The 16,985-nt window shown below is 34.2% G+C and carries 17 protein-coding genes and 2 pseudogenes; 12 read left to right on the top strand and 7 right to left on the bottom strand.

What is annotated here, in order from left to right; all coding sequences use genetic code 11:
* Window positions 1-705: 705 nt before the first annotated feature.
* The 3 genes from IAE53_RS05275 to IAE53_RS05265 all read left to right on the top strand — a co-directional run bounded on the left by IAE53_RS05275 (window position 706) and on the right by IAE53_RS05265 (window position 2,219).
* Window positions 706-978, top strand: coding sequence for an IS110 family transposase (locus IAE53_RS05275; protein WP_233610729.1), 273 nt, complete (start codon window positions 706-708; stop codon window positions 976-978).
* 110 nt (window positions 979-1,088) lie between these two features.
* The gene (locus tag IAE53_RS05270) at window positions 1,089-1,331 is read left to right on the top strand and encodes a transposase (protein WP_200554195.1); all 243 of its coding nucleotides are present in this window, start codon (window positions 1,089-1,091) and stop codon (window positions 1,329-1,331) included.
* A gap of 45 nt (window positions 1,332-1,376) precedes the next feature.
* Window positions 1,377-2,219, top strand: coding sequence for an IS3 family transposase (locus tag IAE53_RS05265; RefSeq protein WP_200554193.1), 843 nt, complete (start codon window positions 1,377-1,379; stop codon window positions 2,217-2,219).
* 446 nt (window positions 2,220-2,665) lie between these two features.
* Here IAE53_RS05265 and IAE53_RS05260 read toward each other — a convergent pair whose 3' ends face one another.
* Window positions 2,666-3,331 carry a TetR/AcrR family transcriptional regulator gene (locus IAE53_RS05260; RefSeq protein WP_200136262.1) on the bottom strand — a complete coding sequence of 222 codons (666 nt, stop codon included), beginning with the start codon at window positions 3,329-3,331 and terminating at the stop codon, window positions 2,666-2,668.
* 139 nt (window positions 3,332-3,470) lie between these two features.
* On the opposite strand from IAE53_RS05260, the gene IAE53_RS05255 reads away from it, so the two are divergent.
* The 6 genes and pseudogenes from IAE53_RS05255 (at window position 3,471) to IAE53_RS05235 (ending at window position 8,380) form a co-directional block, all read left to right on the top strand.
* Window positions 3,471-4,316, top strand: coding sequence for an oxidoreductase (locus IAE53_RS05255; protein ID WP_200136261.1), 846 nt, complete (start codon window positions 3,471-3,473; stop codon window positions 4,314-4,316).
* A 477-nt stretch (window positions 4,317-4,793) separates the two neighbouring features.
* Window positions 4,794-5,372 carry a pentapeptide repeat-containing protein gene (locus IAE53_RS05250; RefSeq protein ID WP_200136260.1) on the top strand — a complete coding sequence of 193 codons (579 nt, stop codon included), beginning with the start codon at window positions 4,794-4,796 and terminating at the stop codon, window positions 5,370-5,372.
* A 136-nt stretch (window positions 5,373-5,508) separates the two neighbouring features.
* Window positions 5,509-5,903 (top strand): annotated as a pseudogene (locus IAE53_RS05245) (hypothetical protein).
* A gap of 162 nt (window positions 5,904-6,065) precedes the next feature.
* Window positions 6,066-6,209: pseudogene (locus tag IAE53_RS11610) on the top strand (IS30 family transposase); the annotation flags it as partial.
* Between the two features lie 296 nt (window positions 6,210-6,505).
* Entirely contained in the window at window positions 6,506-7,705 is a 1,200-nt protein-coding gene (locus IAE53_RS05240; protein ID WP_200136259.1) for a hypothetical protein, read from the top strand.
* Window positions 7,706-7,822: 117 nt separating this feature from the next.
* On the top strand, window positions 7,823-8,380 hold the full coding sequence (locus IAE53_RS05235; protein WP_200136258.1) for a recombinase family protein: 558 nt from the start codon (window positions 7,823-7,825) through the stop codon (window positions 8,378-8,380).
* A gap of 126 nt (window positions 8,381-8,506) precedes the next feature.
* On the opposite strand, the gene IAE53_RS05230 is transcribed toward IAE53_RS05235, so the two are convergent.
* The 4 genes from IAE53_RS05230 to IAE53_RS05215 form a co-directional block, all read right to left on the bottom strand.
* Window positions 8,507-8,788: a hypothetical protein gene (locus IAE53_RS05230; protein ID WP_200136257.1), complete on the bottom strand. Its 282-nt coding sequence runs from the start codon at window positions 8,786-8,788 to the stop codon at window positions 8,507-8,509.
* Window positions 8,789-8,858: 70 nt separating this feature from the next.
* On the bottom strand, window positions 8,859-10,232 hold the full coding sequence (locus IAE53_RS05225; protein ID WP_200136256.1) for an HlyD family secretion protein: 1,374 nt from the start codon (window positions 10,230-10,232) through the stop codon (window positions 8,859-8,861).
* 9 nt (window positions 10,233-10,241) lie between these two features.
* Window positions 10,242-12,395 (bottom strand): peptide cleavage/export ABC transporter, encoded by a 2,154-nt coding sequence (locus tag IAE53_RS05220; protein ID WP_200136255.1) that lies wholly within the window; start codon window positions 12,393-12,395, stop codon window positions 10,242-10,244.
* Window positions 12,396-12,484: 89 nt separating this feature from the next.
* Window positions 12,485-12,742, bottom strand: a complete 258-nt coding sequence (locus tag IAE53_RS05215) for a helix-turn-helix domain-containing protein (protein ID WP_255527363.1) — start codon at window positions 12,740-12,742, stop codon at window positions 12,485-12,487.
* 251 nt (window positions 12,743-12,993) lie between these two features.
* Here IAE53_RS05215 and IAE53_RS11605 point away from each other — a divergent pair, with 251 nt between their 5' ends.
* The 3 genes from IAE53_RS11605 to IAE53_RS05200 all read left to right on the top strand — a co-directional run bounded on the left by IAE53_RS11605 (window position 12,994) and on the right by IAE53_RS05200 (window position 14,799).
* Complete coding sequence (locus IAE53_RS11605) at window positions 12,994-13,146, top strand: bacteriocin (RefSeq protein ID WP_200136253.1); 153 nt, start codon at window positions 12,994-12,996, stop codon at window positions 13,144-13,146.
* A 70-nt stretch (window positions 13,147-13,216) separates the two neighbouring features.
* Window positions 13,217-14,545 carry a glycosyltransferase gene (locus IAE53_RS05205; RefSeq protein ID WP_200136252.1) on the top strand — a complete coding sequence of 443 codons (1,329 nt, stop codon included), beginning with the start codon at window positions 13,217-13,219 and terminating at the stop codon, window positions 14,543-14,545.
* On the top strand, window positions 14,545-14,799 hold the full coding sequence (locus IAE53_RS05200) for a hypothetical protein (protein WP_200136251.1): 255 nt from the start codon (window positions 14,545-14,547) through the stop codon (window positions 14,797-14,799). The genes IAE53_RS05205 and IAE53_RS05200 overlap by 1 nt, the downstream gene beginning before the upstream one ends.
* Window positions 14,800-15,038: 239 nt before the next feature.
* Here the strand turns inward: IAE53_RS05200 and IAE53_RS05195 are convergent, their stop codons facing one another.
* A complete protein-coding gene (locus IAE53_RS05195) occupies window positions 15,039-15,695 on the bottom strand; it encodes a hypothetical protein (RefSeq protein ID WP_200136250.1) in 657 nt (218 codons plus the stop codon).
* 17 nt (window positions 15,696-15,712) lie between these two features.
* Window positions 15,713-16,972, bottom strand: a complete 1,260-nt coding sequence (locus IAE53_RS05190; RefSeq protein ID WP_200136249.1) for a phage tail tip lysozyme — start codon at window positions 16,970-16,972, stop codon at window positions 15,713-15,715.
* Window positions 16,973-16,985: the final 13 nt, after the last annotated feature.

The raw sequence follows: 16,985 nt of genomic DNA, 5'->3' as shown, positions 1-16,985 counted from the left end.
TTGTTCTGGTGTGAGTGGATGAATACGTTTTCGTCCCATACTCGGTGATCTGCCTTTCGGTTTGGGTTTTAACCCATTGCCGTGACTACTTGGTAATCGAATTTGCGGTAGGTGCTCAACCAATTAGCAATTATTGTGCTGGGGAAGACAGCAAAATGACGTGTCGCCTCTGATTGTGAGTGTGTTTCAAGATAGTTCAACACGGTTATTTTAAATTCTGGTATATAGAATTTAAAATAACTTCTCTTATACTAAAAATGTTCTTGTTAAAGTTGACCATCTCATCAACCGTCTCAAATGCTTGAAATAGCTTATATATCAACATTATTGATATTTTATCTAGACACGATTATTCACTATTTTTCACTAAAATTCACTTAAAATTTGCTACACAAAAAAAACCAATCACATTAATTTCTAGTCGGAGTTGCTATTATAATGCAATAAAACTTACTAACATTAAAGGTGAAGATTATGCTCGACGGGGATAGTCTTCACCTATTTTTGATTTATTCTAAAATAGGTTGTGAAGCATAGGTCGCGGAGTTTTTTGGCACTGGATGTCGTGAATAAAAGTGGCCGTTTCACTGGCGTAACCACACAATTTGTTCTTAGTAAGTTAGACGCTAGACGTCGAGTATAGAAAATTAGATGGTGATGGCTACCAGTGACTGTTTCAATCAATTATTCTTTGGAGGTGCACTCATGCACGCTGTTATTGGTATTGATGTTTCGAAGGCAACCAGTCAAGTTGCCGTCGCTGTTGATGGTAAGGTTGTACAGAATTTTAAGATCACCCATGATGTCTTTGGGTTCAATCAGTTAAATACGGTCATTATGCAGTTTAATACGTTCCCAGATATCGTGTTTGAGGCGACAGGCGTTTATTCGAGACGTTTAAAAACTTTCTTAGAGGCCCACAATTATCCTTATACTTACCTGAATCCTTTGACCGCTAAAAAGCAATTGGATCAATGACGTCCTAACAAAAATGATCTTAACGATGCCAAGCATTTGGCGGTGCTCTTATACTAAAAAAATGGACTATTTTTATTCAGTCCGTAAAATGAAAGTATAGGAGTATTTTTATGTCAATTCGTTATTCACAAGATTTTAAAGATTCACTGGTTAAACTTCACAAAGAAGGCCGTTCACTTAAGTCATTAGCAGACGAATTTGGACCTTCAAAAGATTCTATTGCTATTTGGGTCAAGCAAGCTACCCCAGTCATGATTCAGGGTCAGTTAAAGACGTTAAAAGACGTTAAGCAACTAGAGAAGCGTCTCGCTATTTTGGAGGAAGAAAACGAAATTTTATCACGCATAGCCTGACAGGCATTGAGCGGCCATCTTACTAGCCAAAAAATAGTTCGTAATGTGGGATTGCCGCTAGTTAACCAATTTTTAGCACAAGGCTACGCGCTTGTGCGTATTTTAAGTGCACTTAAAATCAAACCTAGTAACTATTACAACTGGCGCCATTGGCAGACCAGTCGACAAGAAAAGCGTAGAGAATCTCTAAAACATTATATCTTAGACGTTTGGAAAACCTTTAAATTTTATGGTTATCGTCGTATTGCTGCTTATAGTCAACAAACCGACGGTTCGAAAGTATCTGAGTATATGACACTCAAATTGATGCGTGAATTAGGGATTAAATCCCGCATGCAAAAACGTTATCGCAAGCCAAAAACTGTGGTGACTGTTAATCAAAAGCCCAATTTGATTAGACACTTGCATGATTTGAGCGGTGTTTGGCAAACAGATATCACTTATATTCAGTTGACTAACCACAAATGGGTCTATTTAGCGACCGTTTTGGATCCTGAGAAGAGAAAAGTATTGGGCTATAAAATTGGTGATACAATGACAGCCGAGCTAGCCACAAGTGCCTCACAGATGGCGTTAGATAAGCATCGAAAGCCATTAATTATTCATTCAGATATGGGGTCACAATACACGAGTGCTGAATTTAATATTAAATGTCAAAATTATGGCTTGAAACATTCATATTCACTCAAAGGACATCCATACGATAATGGCCGTATGGAAGCGTTTCATTCAATATTGAAACGTGAAGAGGTGTATTTGAAGGCATACGAAACATTAACGCAAGTCCAAGCAGCCATTGGTTGGTATATCAATTTATATAATCGCAACCACATCTTAAACGTAGCCAAAAATACCTGGATAAAAATAGGCCAATTTATTGAATTCTAAGCATCTTTGATGGGTGTCGAATAATCAATGCCATATAATTTATAAATGGCCAAAATATCGTTTTATGATAAACATGGTCTTATGCCCGTTTCAATGGAACTCCAGTGTTGATATTTAACATTTGTCATTCGTTCCAAATCTGCTTATGTCCATACGTGACGGTACCTTAGTTCATATAAATATTTTCTAATTACTGACGATATATTCTTCTCCTGTTTCAAATGATAAATTCGGGTTAAGAAAAAAATAAAACCTGCAATGATAGCAGGTTCATTTTTAACATAACGTCAAGTGTGTGGATTGAGGGTTATATTGATAAAAAAACAAAAAATAGACCCAAAACAACAGGTTAAAAGCACGGACGTGACATTATTTGTTAAACTATCGTTCAGATTCATCATTGATATATTCAAGTAAAAAATCAATCCAAATTCTGGATTGATTTTTCAGCTATAAATCATAGATTCTATTTTTTTCGTTAATTCTTCGAATATTGGGAGCATCAGTTTATTATCAAGTATCTCCAATTGATTTTCTTTAATTGTGGATACTCTTTTTAATTCATAAAAATCTTTTAATACGTCACTAACTGATAACTTGTTTTTAGCTAGATATTGAACATCTAAAAATGAAAATATCATTTGATCTTGTAAAACCAGTAAAATCGGATTTACTTCATTGAAGAATCCCTCATGTATGCCTGAAAGGTAAAAATTTTTCATTTTTTTATCATGGGTTTCAAGTGTATCTTGTAGCAAATTTCCTAAATTAGGATACATTAATTTTAAATCATTGAGAAATGGTTTAGTAATCATTAATTTTATCACAACGTTCTGGCGAAAAGCCTCCTGAAAATTTATACCAAATGTACTCGATTGCTTATCTTTTTCCTGAAAATTCATAGTAGAAATATAATCTGAAAGACCTTCAATTAAACGTTGAAAAATAACTTCACGATTAGAAAAATATTTATATAAGGTTGCTCGGCTCACATCCATCACATTAGAAATCTCATCCATTTTAAGTGTTTGGAAACTTCCTTTTCTTAAAACAGGCAGAAGCTTAATCATTAAATCATCTTTATACTGCTCATTTAAGTTCATTGTGCTCATCTATATCCTCTCCTCTACTAATTATAGTGTAGCAAAAAATACAAATAAAAACAAAGTATATAAAAAAAGTGTTTTTTGTACACTTTGTTTTCGGAGTGTGATAAACTGATTTTACAAATAAATTTTAAGGAGTTTTTCAATGAAAAACAACACATGGATTATTACAGGCACATCAACAGGATTTGGAAAGTCTCTTGCCTTATTTTTGGTAAAACAACTTGGGATCAATCTCGTAGCAACCGCTCGAAACATAGATCAGTTAGATTATTTAAATACGTTTGACCAAACCCATTTGTTAAAACTCAAACTAGATGTAACCAATCAAGAGGATATTAAAAATGTAGTGAAAAAAACTATGGAAAGATTTGGAAGTATTGATGTGTTAATCAACAATGCTGGTTTAGGATATTTCAGTACATTCGAGGAAAGTCAGCGAGAAAGTGTTAGATATATGTTTGATGTAAACGTGTGGGGATTGACGGACATGACAACCGCAGTTTTACCAATCATGCGTAAACAAAAAGATGGAGTCATTGCGAATTTTTCTTCTGTTGGAGGAATGGTTTCTTACCCTACTTTTTCTTATTATCACGGAACTAAATATGCAGTCGAAGGAATCAGTGAGGCATTAGCTCAGGAAGTAACTGGTAGCAACATTAAGGTTTTATTAGTAGAGCCTAGCGGATTTAGGACAGATTGGGCAGGCCGTTCTTCTGATAAAGTTGTTCCCCAAATCGAAGACTACAAACAGTTTACAGATTATGTTGTTAGTACAGGTGCAAATGCTCATAATGAGGCAGGTGATCCTGATAAAGCAGCCGAAATAATCTACGAACAAATTACAAATCACAAGTCAGAATTACCTTTACGTTTACCTCTTGGCCAAGGTTCTGTAGACGCTGCTATTGCTAAATATGAACAAATCTTAGTTGATTTCAAAAATATTTATAATCTATCAAGATCAGCTGATCAACCAAAAAAATAGAAAAACGTTATTTAAAAAATTGTTTTAACATCATTCAGCTTATTCAGATAAAAATTACTTTTGGTCGACATTCAAGAAATGAGTATATGACTGGTAATAGTCTTGCTGATGTGATGCGTAAGTTACAAAAAGAGTACACAACACCTAGACGGACTGGACTGCCCGGGGTTTGAGTACCCAATATATCTATGGCGAACCATTACGAATTATTGATGAGATTGGTAAAGATAAGCAATCTTTACCTTAAAAGAATTTAGTGTTTAACTATTGATTAAGGAAACAACCATTCGTATAACGATTATATTAAAAAAATATAATTGGTGATCTGTAGATATAAACCAAATTTACTCAAAAAAGATTAATATATTTTTATTGTCAAGGCTACCCACTCGCAGTAAATAGCTTTCAAGAAAATACGTCAAGAAACAGGCCTGACAGCTCGCACAAATATAACGTAATAAATGGAGACATTACAACATGCAAGAAATGAGTTTTGACGAAATAGAATCTGGCATGACATACGAAGATACCATCTTTTCCTCTTCTCAATTTAATAATCAAGTTGACGAGGTAACCTTTAAAAACTGTATCTTCACACAAGACAGTTTTAAAAAATATGAATTTTTAGACTGTCAATTTAATGGAATTGATTTTTCAAATAAAAATATGGAAAATTGTGTTATCTATCGTTCCTCCTTCAACAAATGCAAACTTGTGGGAACTTCGTTAATCAATAGTACACTAAAAGATGTTCTTTTTAAAAACTCAAAAATTGATTTTTCAAATTTTAGTGGTTCAAAATTAAGCAATTGTTCAGTAAATAATTCCGATTGTAATGATGTATATTTCATCGAAGTTATTTTTAAGGGTAAGTTTTTTTGCCAACAAAGTACATTAAATCGTTGCAATTTCAGTGAAACCAATTTACAGGGAGTAGACATATCTGAAAGTACGTTTGATACTATCGTTGTTCAACCAGAGAGAGTAAAAGGATTGAAAATCAATCACACGCAGGCAGCACAGCTGATTCCTTTATTAGGTGTGATTATAAAATAGTGCGTTTAGTCTTGATTGATGGATTCCGATTTTGTGTCTCAATCAACTCATAATTATGAACAAAAATTCCCGCCCTTATGACTATCACTAAATATCAGTGGTGGTCTTTTTTAATCGTTAATATTTAAAAATGAAAATAATAACAAAAATAGGGTTAAAACCAGAACACTTAAAACAGTATATCAAGCAGTTAGAACTGTTTAGAGACTTTATATAGTCAACTAGACAAAGCATTAGAAAACGGTAGACTGGGCTTTCAATTCAAAGCAGGTGTGCCCGACTTTCACACAACTTAAGTGTATCAATGCAATTACAAGCATAATCTCAAACCTACGGAGATGCGCTTTTTTTAACAACGAATTAGCATCAAAAGTGCAAGACTTAGTTTCCAAATCGATTGAGCTAACTTTTGTTTATCGTGATTTAGACTCGCTGATTAAGGTAACTGATCGCAATACTGAAAGTGGCTTGAATAAGATTGAGGAACAGTTGTATCAACCTAAAAAACAATTAAGGGAAAGGGCAATGTGATGATAAGCAAAGAAATTGACGATTCCAATGTTGTTGACTAGTTGTATGTCTACTATTTTGCTTTTGAATACGTGTAAAAACAGAATAATAAGCATAAATGAGAATGGATACACTTTATTATAGGCATTGAGTGCCTGACTATTATAATAAGGAGTGTTTTTTATGAGTGATGAAACGCCGAAAAAAAGAAAGTGCCAACCACATATAAATGAAAATCAACGTTACATGATTGAATACCTGTGAAATATTGAGAAAATGGCACAGTCTGATATAGCTAGACATTTAGGATATACGCCGGCTGTCATCACCACAACAACGTGGTTCAAATGAAAACAGAAACCGTAAGCTACGTGATTGGCTCCCCTAAAGGCACAGCTCTTATACTAAAAAAATGGACTATTTTTTAGTATAAGAGCATTTTAAAACGGCAATAAATTAATTGTATTGTTAATATGTTGCATGTTTAAAGTCCGTTGTGCAAAATACTTATAAATATGTTTCATTTTAGGGTTATATAATAAAAAAAGATTGACAATAAATAATCTCCTGTTATCATTAAATAGTAATGATTACTATTTAATGATAACAGGAGATTATTTATTGTGAAAATTAGAATACCAATAATTGCAACAGCAGTTATCTTGTCAGCTGGTACCATCAATCTTGCTAGCGTACACGCAGAACAAACGAGCCCTTCACAACTGGCTAAAAGCCAACAATCATTTGTAAATGGGAGTATATCATATAAAAACGGGCAATCTGCTAACAAGCTACTAGTTAAATTAATTAGCGAAAATACAGGTGCAACAATTTTCGCAGGCACAACCGATAGTAACGGAAAATATTCATTTGATTCGTCTCTGATAAACAAGAATGATAATTACGTACTTAAAGTATTAGATAATGATCAGGTCTTATACAATAACGAAATTACAATATCAAATCATGCCATTAGTACAGTTTTAACTTTGTCACCAGCCCAGCCAAGTTATACAACTTCCTTTACCCCTACAGTACTCGGTAAAAATGGTAATCCCGTTGCCAATGCCAAAATTGAATTATTTGACATTACTTACGGCACTTATGACAAAGTTGCTGAAAAAAGTACCGACAATAAAGGACAAACAATCTTCACAGAAAAAGACGGTATTAAGTCTGCTCATAGTTACTGCATTTCAATCAATGGTGTTTCGCAAGGGTACACGTTTAGATCAGATAGCCCCGCTAATTTCACGAAATCTTTCACTATTACCAATAAAGATGATCAACTTTATACAACTTCCTTTACCCCTACAGTACTCGGTAAAAATGGTAATCCCGTTGCCAATGCCAAAATTGAATTATTTGACATTACTTACGGCACTTATGACAAAGTTGCTGAAAAAAGTACCGACAATAAAGGACAAACAATCTTCACAGAAAAAGACGGTATTAAGTCTGCTCATAGTTACTGCATTTCAATCAATGGTGTTTCGCAAGGGTACACGTTTAGATCAGATAGCCCCACTAATTTCACGAAATCTTTCACTGTTGTCAATGAAAATAGTAAAAGTGATAAAACATCACTTTCAATTGATCCAGATACGGCATCATTACAGAATAAGAGTAAGTCAAATAATTCAACTCTAAATTCAAGAAATCCCGCAGTTACACCAAAAGATACTGCGAGCCAAAAAGTTACCGGCATTCTTCCTCAGACAGCCGCCATAAAAAATATGTCAAAAATATTGATCCCCACTATATTAACAGTACTTTTTCTATTCGGATTAGTAATGAATTCAAAAAGATATTTTCACAAATAAACCTAAAGATTAATTAAAAACGCAAATAACTTTTAAGTAATTTGCGCTTTCTTTATGCCATGATATACTTGTATTTATATACCGCAACTTAGTTATGCAATTTTATAGAGGTAAAAAATGACAGTTTATGGCTATGCACGTGTTTCTACAGCTGGACAATCTTTAAACGAACAAAAAGAAACCCTAAAAAATTCAGGAGCTGAAATAATTTTCAGTGAAAAGTATTCAGGTACAACTACAGTACGCCCGCAATTTGAAAAGCTCGTTAATCTGATTGAACCTAATGACACATTGATCGTCACCAAATTAGATCGTTTTGCTCGTAATACACGAGAAGCATTGAACTTGATTGATGATTTGTTAAAAGAAAAAATAATGATTAAAGTCTTAAATTTAGGTACGATTGATAACACCCCAATGGGCCGCATGATTGTCAGAACTTTGCTATCAGTCGCAGAAATGGAACGTGACATGATTATTGAGCGTACACAAGCTGGTAAAGCGTTTGCTAGACAACACAATCCCAACTATAGAGAAGGCCGACCTCAAAGAAAAAAAGATAGCCGTAACACAGCTATCTTTGAATATTCTCAAACTCACACAGTAAGAGCCACAGCAGAAGCTTTCAATATTTCTGCCAGAACAGTTCAATACATTAAAAAATTGTTTGTTTAAAGCTGTCACTGTTAATTCCTACGTCAACGATTGTTAAATTAAAATGTCCAACCTAGTCTTACACTCTGCACCGAAATAAACAATATTCACAATCATAAAAAGGCGAATCATTTTCCGAATATACTTTTATTGATAAATCCATACATTAGCATTTGGAAAATCTGTCTGTATTTTTTGACTTATCACGCTAGCAGCTCTTGATAAAATGATTTCGTTATCGCGCCCATTATTGCGTTTCATTTTTTTATATAACTGATTTTCTGTGAGCCATTCTGTATCAGAAGACAGTTCTGACTTTGCTTGTTCCCAATATGTCTCGTCTACCTGATATTTATCGAGTATTTGTGTTTCCCAGTTTAGCGTACCAATATTGTTCAAGGGTGATAAAAGTGTGACAAAATATCTCATAGTAAGTATTTCTCTCTCATTTATCTTAATGATTCGTATTTTCTCTATATGATATGATTCTTTGGGGTGGTTAATTATTTTCACCTAGCACAATATCTTTATAATAATTAAACCATGTTTTAGTGCCTTTAATAGTTGTGATTCGACCATTAAGACCATACTTAATCTGTTCGCGTTCTGTTTTTTTGGCCTGAATCGTTGCGACTAATTTATAAAAAGTTCCTTCTTTACTAGCTATTGGCGCAGAACTAATGCTTTTAATGGTGCCGTTTAAAGTTAGTGGCTTGGTGACATTTTGATTTGCGACAAACCGGATGGTTTGACCTTGCTTTAAACCAATAATATTACTGGCAGGCACATAGTACTCAACATTCAAAGCGGTTTTTTGCGTCAGTTTAGGATAAATTTGAGCAATGGTCGTGCCTTTAGGGAAATACTTGATTTTAGTTTTGTCAGTGGCTAAATGTAAAATTCCATCTTCTGGTGCTTTAATAACCGTATCTTGATAATCCTCATTAGCAGATGATTGCTTGGCTTTTAATTCATCTAGGGATTGTTGTTGATCATTGATTTCTTTTTGAGCGCTCGCTAATTGTTGTTGCTTCAAGTCGGCGATTTTATCTAAGGTACTGCTTTGAGATAAAGGGCCACTCTTTGTAATACCAGCAATTTGACTATCATACGAACTACTAGTTGTTTGTAATTGATCAATTTGTTGTTGCACATTACTTAAGGCAGTTTGCTTGACTTGTTCTTTCTCATCAGCCGTCTGTGCTGATTTTAGCTGGGCTGCATAATTATCATAAATGGCCTGATAGGGATTATTTGTTGGTTTAGTGTTGTGACTAATACTGGTTAGAATAGCTTGATAATTGGCTAATTGTTGATTGTTTTTAGATTGACCTTGTTTTAAAACGTCAATTTGATGATTAGCTTGTTGATCAGCGGTTTTTTTATCACTACTTTGTTGATTAAAGTCACTCGTCAACGTATCAACTTGCGCCATATAGCCGTTGAATAGACTATCATAACCAAATTGATCTGTGCCACCAAATTCGCTACGTCCGTTAACAATACTCTGCTTATAGGTATCAAGACTTTTTAGACGGTCGTTCAGGTTATTAATTTGTTGCGTCAGTAGTTGAGACGATATTTTTTCATTGCCACTGGTAAAGGTCACTAATGTATCGCCTTTTTTAACCGCTTTATTTTCAGCTAGTTGGTTACTATCGATAGCATTGTTACTTGTTGATTGGATATCGGATAGCACTTTGGCTGGAATAATTTCGCCACTGGCTTTGACAACAATTTCACGCTTAGCAAATAGGCTAAATAAAACGATAAACAGGACTAACAAAAAAATAGGCACAATAATTAGGGTTGGAAAATTGCGGTAACGACGTTGATAAAATTCGCCACTTTCTAAGTATTTTGGATCAAACATCAGGTCTCCTTAATGATTAAATAGTGATGCGTAGAAACCACCGGCATTAATCAGAGCATTATGCGTGCCATCTTCGATAATCTTGCCACTTTTCATGGTCAAAATCCGATCCACTCGCTGTGAAATAGTTAAGCGGTGCGCTACAAAGATAATGGTCTTTTCGGTTAACTGCATGAGATTATCAATAATCTTTTTTTCTGTTAAAACGTCAAGATTACTGGTTGACTCATCTAAAATCATCACAGGAGAATCGACTAAAATAGCCCTTGCTAAAGCAATGCGTTGTTTTTGACCACCCGAAATATTACCACTTTCGGCCAGCTCAGTACCAAATCCTTGCGACATTTTTTCAATATCATCTTTAATTTCAGCAATTTCTACTGCTCGAATAACATCTTCCTGGGTTGTCCCTGGTTTAGACCCTAATAGCAGGTTATCCATAATGGAACCGGAAAAGATAAAGGGTTCTTGTGGTAAATAATTAATGTGTGCTCTTAGCTCGTGTTTATCAAGATTAGCGAGTGGTGTTTGTCCCAGTGAGATTGTCCCTGACTCTGGTTGAAAGAAATTAACAAGCAATTTAACTAAAGTTGATTTTCCTGATCCACTAATCCCAACCAAAGCGATTTTTTCACCGGCTGTAATGGTTAGTGAAACATCATCAATCGCTGGGGCGCCAAAACCGTATTTATAGGTAATATGATCGGCTACTAGTGAGCTGTTAGTCGTAATCCTTTCTGTCATTTGATGACTATCTTTAAATTCTGAATCAACCAAATAAACTTCGTTCAAACGGTTATTAGCGACTGAGGCCTGTTGGAGCTTAGTTTGTAAATTAATAATATTTTGCAAGGGATCCGTAAAAAATCCTAATAAAGCATTGTAAGTGATCAGTTGACCAACACTAATTTTATTGGTCATGACCAGTTGTGCACCAACCCATAAGATCACGACATTTAAAGAGAGCTGTAAGAGACTTTTAATCGCATTTTGAACGGCTTCTGTTTTAGCGTAAACAAATGATTTTTCTAAATAAGTGACAAATTCATGATCAATTTTATGATAGGCAGTTGCTTCACTATTCAGCGCTTTAATCGTCTCAACGCCATTAATATCTTCAATAATGGAAGAGCTTAACATCGAACCTGCTTGCATTTGGTCATTATTCATCTTTGAAAAAGGACGCATAAAGAGCCAGACCACTAGGGCATAAGCCGGAATAGCAATCAGAGATATCAAAAATAAGGTTGAATTTTGAACGACTAGCACGGTGCCGACAATGACCAAAATACCTAAGTCTAAAAAGACTGATAACATCGTGCTTGCCAGGGCTTCAATAATGGCATTAGCGTCCGTAAAACGACTCACAATTTCACCGGTACGACGCGTTGCAAAAAAAGACATTGGCAGTTCAAAGATATGTTTGATATAGGACAAGATAATATCAATTGAGAGTCGTTGTCCCATGACAATTAATAAATAATCTCTGGCATAAGAGAGCAATTGTTGGATAACATAAGCAAAAATAAGCCCTATTGACACAATCCCTAAGGTGTTTTTCATGTTATCGGGGATATAAGTATCAATGATACCCTGTAAATAATACGATCCTAAAATGCTCACAAGGGTTACTAATAAGGCGGCAATGACAATATTGATGACTAATAGCTTTTGTCGCGTGATCACTGGAATAAACGAACTCAAGGAACGCTTTTTTTCTTTCGTGGGTTTGTAGGTCGGATTGGGCGCAATAAAAATGGACACGCCGGTCCATTCCTCGTTAAAACGCGCTTTCGTCATTTTAGTCTTTCCAACGGTATTATCTGGATCAGCAATTAGTAACTGATCACCTTTCATGCCATAGACAACATAATAATGCGGGTATTTACCTTCTTTAATCACATGAGCAATAAAAGGATAGGGTAAATCTTTTTTATCAAATAAACTCAAATCAGCCTGAATCGGCATGGTTTCGAAGTCTAGCGCATTAGCAGCTTTAACAATTCCCAATGCAGTAGTACCTTCCATATCAGTTTTGGCTAAATCACGTAATTTTGCTAAGGATAAGTGAGTTTTGTAATGATTTAAAGCCATAGAGAGTGCAGCTACCCCACAATCACGTTCATCTATCTGAGAAATATATTTTATTCTAATTTTAAACATCATGTCCTCGTAAAAATAAATTTTATTTACTAATATCGCCTACATGTTTCTGTCATTAATAGTTTTCCGATAATTTAAATACTCACACCTTATTTTCCATCAAACTCACTTTTATTTTTGTCTGTATTATGATTAATCAAAAAATCAACAGATACATCAAATATATCGGCTATTGCAATCATAGTTTCTATATCCGGAGTTCTTGTACCACTTTCATAATGCGATATAGTTGCCTCGCTGACATTAATCAAAACAGATAGTTCTTTCTGAGTCATACAGTGCAGTATTCGAATACTTTTTATATTGTATGGAATGACACTGTGTACGTCATTTTTTTCATAATTCATAATATTAATCAACCTTTCTCTTGAATAAACAGTGAAATAATGGAACAATTAATCAAATTATAATTATAATATTCGTTTTTACCGTATTTTTTCAAGGAAAAATATTAAAAAAATAAACCTAAACCTCAATTAATCAACGTAACCAAGCATAACAAATTGTCTTTACACTCTTAATTGTAAACGCTTACAATAGGTTTATCAAGAACATAGTGTTTTTGAGTAGTATTCGAAATGAAAGGAACGTAATCGTTATGGATAAAAGTATGTTAACGTTGTTCAATGAACTCAATGATACTGATCTTTCGTCGGTATCGGGAGGAAAGAAGAAGGGATCTTGGAGCGACTTTTTTTACAATCTAGATCACAATATTCTTCCGCCATATAGTGTTTATTGGCACGGTTAATAATTCATTCCCCTAACAAATTTCTAAAATTTTGAAAGGGGATTTATTTTTGTAAGGACATATTTAATTTATGAAATACTACAATTTTATTAACATAATTAAAGAAAATTTGGCCAATTTGTCTCAGACATCTAAAGTAGTTGCAAAAAAAATTATAGATATTGATACTTATTTCAACTTATCTAAAAATGAATTTGATATTTCCATAGACCTTATTAATCATTCTATAGAGGACTTTTTGAATAATTTAAAATTAGAAAATTTAACCACCATATCAACAATAATTTTGGTAAAAAATCAGGAAAATTATATTGGTAATGTTATAAAACATATATCTGAATTGGCCGACGAAATTGTTGTGGTAGATACCGGAAGTACCGATAATACGATATCGGTTGTTGAATCGTTGAATAAATCTAATGTAATACTATCAGAAGATAAGTGGGTTGAAGATTACTCTTTGATGAGAAATAAACAATTATCAAAAGCCTCTGGTGAATGGATATTTTTTCTAGATTCCGACGAAATATTACAACCCATCTCCGACAAAAATTACTTAAAACAATTGCTCACGCTCATAGATTATTTGAGTCCTGATAATCCAGTTGCTCTTTCAATCAAAAGTTACGCTCCCAAAACTGAAATGTTTTTTGAACCACTTAGATTATTAAGACAGAAAGATGAAACCAAATTTACTGGATTGGTACATGAGACAATAGTTTCTAACAATAAGTTATTATCAGAGATTGAGACCAATATTTCGGTAACAAATTACGGTCTCTCATCATCAGAGATCCAAAAATTTGATAAAGAAAAAAGATACACAAATCTATTGTTAAAAAATATTAAATTAGACGACAAACTTGATATTCGATCATTGTCTCAAATTGACCCCCATGCATTGGCTAATAGTAAGGAAAAATATTCTTATAAAGCCATGCTCGAAAAATCTTTATTAATTGACACTAGTCAGCCAGTGTCATTAATAAACATTAAACATAGTAAATATGATATATTTTTAATACATCGTTATGCACAAATGCAATTGGAAGATGATGATCTATCAGGTACTTTGCGTACTATACACACAGGTCTTAAACTAAAGCCTGATTACATTCCCTTTATTTTATTAAAATACCAAGCAATTCTACTAGAAAATCATAAAAAATTGCGTGAGAACTTACAATATTTATTTCTGGACTACCTGTCGTTACCTAGTGATGCAGCTGACACATCTCATGTTAGCCCACAAGTATTGGAGGCTCTTATAGGAGAGTATTATTTTTCTATAGGAGAATTTGATAACTTTGAAAACGTGTACGAAAAAATTACCGATGAAAGTGCAAGGCAAATAATTCATCCACTTTATAAAAAATTTGAAAATAACGAGGTAAAATAATGAAAGCAAAACATGGTGAAAGAATTGTCGAATTCTGGAAAATTAGTCACGAACAAATAAATGACGCTTGGGTCAACGAAGCCTTTAGAACGACTAACATACGTTGGCATAAAGTCAACAATGATACTTTACTTGTCAATGCTCCTTGGTCTGTCGTTCCCGCCACAATAGGAGATTACCTTGTTCTAGATGAAAAACAATTGAAAGTAATTAGTAGCAATGATTTTCATAAGGATTATAAAATATTAAATTAGTATTAATTACTAATTTAATTATCAAGAAAGTAACAATTACTAAGTCAGTAATTGTTACTTTTTTGTAAGTTGATGTTATATCAATAAATTAGACAAAAATTCAGCTATCGACCAACTACCAACTCGTGATGATATATGTAATTTGACCAACCAATGCATTTTTTAATTGAAACAACGACAAACAAAATGTCCTATATTACTTTACATATACTATGTTAGCTATGACAATACTCGTTACATTATTGTTTGCGATATACTGCATTATCTACAACCAATCGCAAAAATGTATTAAACTGATCAAATCCATAATCAATCCGTTTTTGAATAAACTCAATCTCAATATAGTGTCTAATATACTTGATTGTCTGATCATGAATATTTTCCAGTTGTGCAAAGAATAGCGCTTTATTTTGAACACGTAGTCTGCGATACTGACTATGAATGTCATCTATTGATTGATTAACCTGATCAATCACACTACCGTCTAAGCCAACTTTCTCTAATAACGCCTGATACTGTTTACGTATCGTTTTCATAGCGTCATTGATGACAGCTTCATCTTCATATTGATGTTCAATTAAACTAATGGTTTGATCTAAATTTTCTAATGCCTGGTCACACGTTGTCAATAATTCTACTAAGCGTTCTACTTGCTTAATTTGCTCATATAAATCCTGTGCCAAATAGGGTGTCATTCTATCATCATAACGTTGATAGAAATGTGCTAATTCAATATAAACTGCCTGCATAGCCTTGCTACTTAACTTGTTTGAACTTTGATAAGCCGTATATAAGTGCAAATAATCATTTTTTACGGTTATAAATATTTCTTTCACCAATTGATAGGCACTATCTGGCAAAATACTAATATCTGAACCAACTTGTACTGTTGTCATAGTTTATTTTCCTCTCTTTACCAATGTAATTTATACTTTGAATTGTCACCAGGATAAGCAAATGTCATATCCCCATAACCAACTGCTTGACTGTCTTTTGCATAAGACTTTTTAGGGACTAAAGTAATTTCATAATCCTTAGTAGTCCCTGCATTTTGTCCTGACTTTACCGCATTTTGATTAGCGATAATTAAGTCCCCATTTGCTAACACATGCAACACAACGCCTGTATGATTAGGACGATCAGAAGAAAAGGCTGCCCCAGCCTTTGGTGTTGTGGTGACTTTTACCCCTGTGACCTGTGCCACGGCTTGTGCTGTGACATTACCATTGCCTCTAAAGGTAAAATTTGGTGACCAAATGGCATTCATATAGACCTGTGAGAACCCAGCACACTGATTATAAGCGTCGGGTGTGGTTAAGCTCCAATCTAACTTTTTAGCTGTAATATTGTGTACATAAGGCTTAATATCATCTGGAATACTGTTTTTATCCCAAAATGATAGCCCACTTTCTTTAATTTTCCCTGTGCCGTCTGCCGAACCACTGTCATCAGTATTACAATAAGCACTCTGATTATTGCTATCACTATCAGAACTATTGTTAGCTGATTTGCCACTATCACTAACAGCATTATCACCACTGCTTAATGATCCCTCAAAGTTTAAATCATAAGTTTTCTGAATGGTTTGCGCCCATGCTTTAACTTCTGACACTTTACGTTGTGGATCACTTGCCCCAACACCCTCAAAGCCTGTGTCCCAAGCTAAAGCTGAACTATCAATATCTTTGGCATTAGCTAATCCTAATCGAGCGACCGTATGGCTACTAGCCAATTCTTTAAAAGCTAAATCGACCTGGGCTTCAACCGTATCTGCGGTATTTTGATAACGATTACCATTGATACCACCAGCACCCCATTGCCAAATACCTTTAACAGAACCAGCAGGATTAACTGCTTTAGGGTTTAAATTACTCTCACGCCAACCAATCGCAATAATGGCTGAAATGTTGTTCCCTGAATAACCAGCTTTTTTAAAACGATCAGCAATGTAACTAATTCGCTTACCAATATCTGAATTTTTATCCGTTAAAGAGCCATTGCTTGAACCGCTATCTGAACTAGTTGTTGTCGTCGTGGTATCAGTTTGACAAGTCACACTAGGATTATTCATAGTCAGGGCAATGATTAGTAAGACTGGTATTAAGATGACAAGCAGGGGCGCACAAAATACAGCAATCTTCATGACAACGGCTTGCTTCACTTTATTTTTCACATGATTTCCTTTC

Source organism: Leuconostoc sp. S50 (genome assembly GCF_016624925.1).
GTDB classification, from domain to species: Bacteria; Bacillota; Bacilli; order Lactobacillales; family Lactobacillaceae; genus Leuconostoc; species Leuconostoc pseudomesenteroides.
Note: the sequence above shows the minus strand (reverse complement) of the source record. Positions and strands in the feature narration are given on the sequence as shown.

Excerpts from the sequence above, each read along its gene's own strand:
- IAE53_RS05205 (WP_200136252.1), top strand. The coding sequence starts at position 13,217 with ATGAAATACTACAATTTTATTAACATAATTAAAGAAAATTTGGCCAAT.
- IAE53_RS05270 (WP_200554195.1), top strand. The coding sequence starts at position 1,089 with ATGTCAATTCGTTATTCACAAGATTTTAAAGATTCACTGGTTAAACTT.
- IAE53_RS05235 (WP_200136258.1), top strand. The coding sequence starts at position 7,823 with ATGACAGTTTATGGCTATGCACGTGTTTCTACAGCTGGACAATCTTTA.
- IAE53_RS05200 (WP_200136251.1), top strand. The coding sequence starts at position 14,545 with ATGAAAGCAAAACATGGTGAAAGAATTGTCGAATTCTGGAAAATTAGT.
- IAE53_RS05215 (WP_255527363.1), bottom strand. The coding sequence starts at position 12,742 with ATGAATTATGAAAAAAATGACGTACACAGTGTCATTCCATACAATATA.
- IAE53_RS05230 (WP_200136257.1), bottom strand. The coding sequence starts at position 8,788 with ATGAGATATTTTGTCACACTTTTATCACCCTTGAACAATATTGGTACG.
- IAE53_RS05220 (WP_200136255.1), bottom strand. The coding sequence starts at position 12,395 with ATGTTTAAAATTAGAATAAAATATATTTCTCAGATAGATGAACGTGAT.
- IAE53_RS05260 (WP_200136262.1), bottom strand. The coding sequence starts at position 3,331 with ATGAGCACAATGAACTTAAATGAGCAGTATAAAGATGATTTAATGATT.
- IAE53_RS05195 (WP_200136250.1), bottom strand. The coding sequence starts at position 15,695 with ATGACAACAGTACAAGTTGGTTCAGATATTAGTATTTTGCCAGATAGT.
- IAE53_RS05225 (WP_200136256.1), bottom strand. The coding sequence starts at position 10,232 with ATGTTTGATCCAAAATACTTAGAAAGTGGCGAATTTTATCAACGTCGT.
- IAE53_RS05255 (WP_200136261.1), top strand. The coding sequence starts at position 3,471 with ATGAAAAACAACACATGGATTATTACAGGCACATCAACAGGATTTGGA.
- IAE53_RS05275 (WP_233610729.1), top strand. The coding sequence starts at position 706 with ATGCACGCTGTTATTGGTATTGATGTTTCGAAGGCAACCAGTCAAGTT.
- IAE53_RS05250 (WP_200136260.1), top strand. The coding sequence starts at position 4,794 with ATGCAAGAAATGAGTTTTGACGAAATAGAATCTGGCATGACATACGAA.
- IAE53_RS11605 (WP_200136253.1), top strand. The coding sequence starts at position 12,994 with ATGGATAAAAGTATGTTAACGTTGTTCAATGAACTCAATGATACTGAT.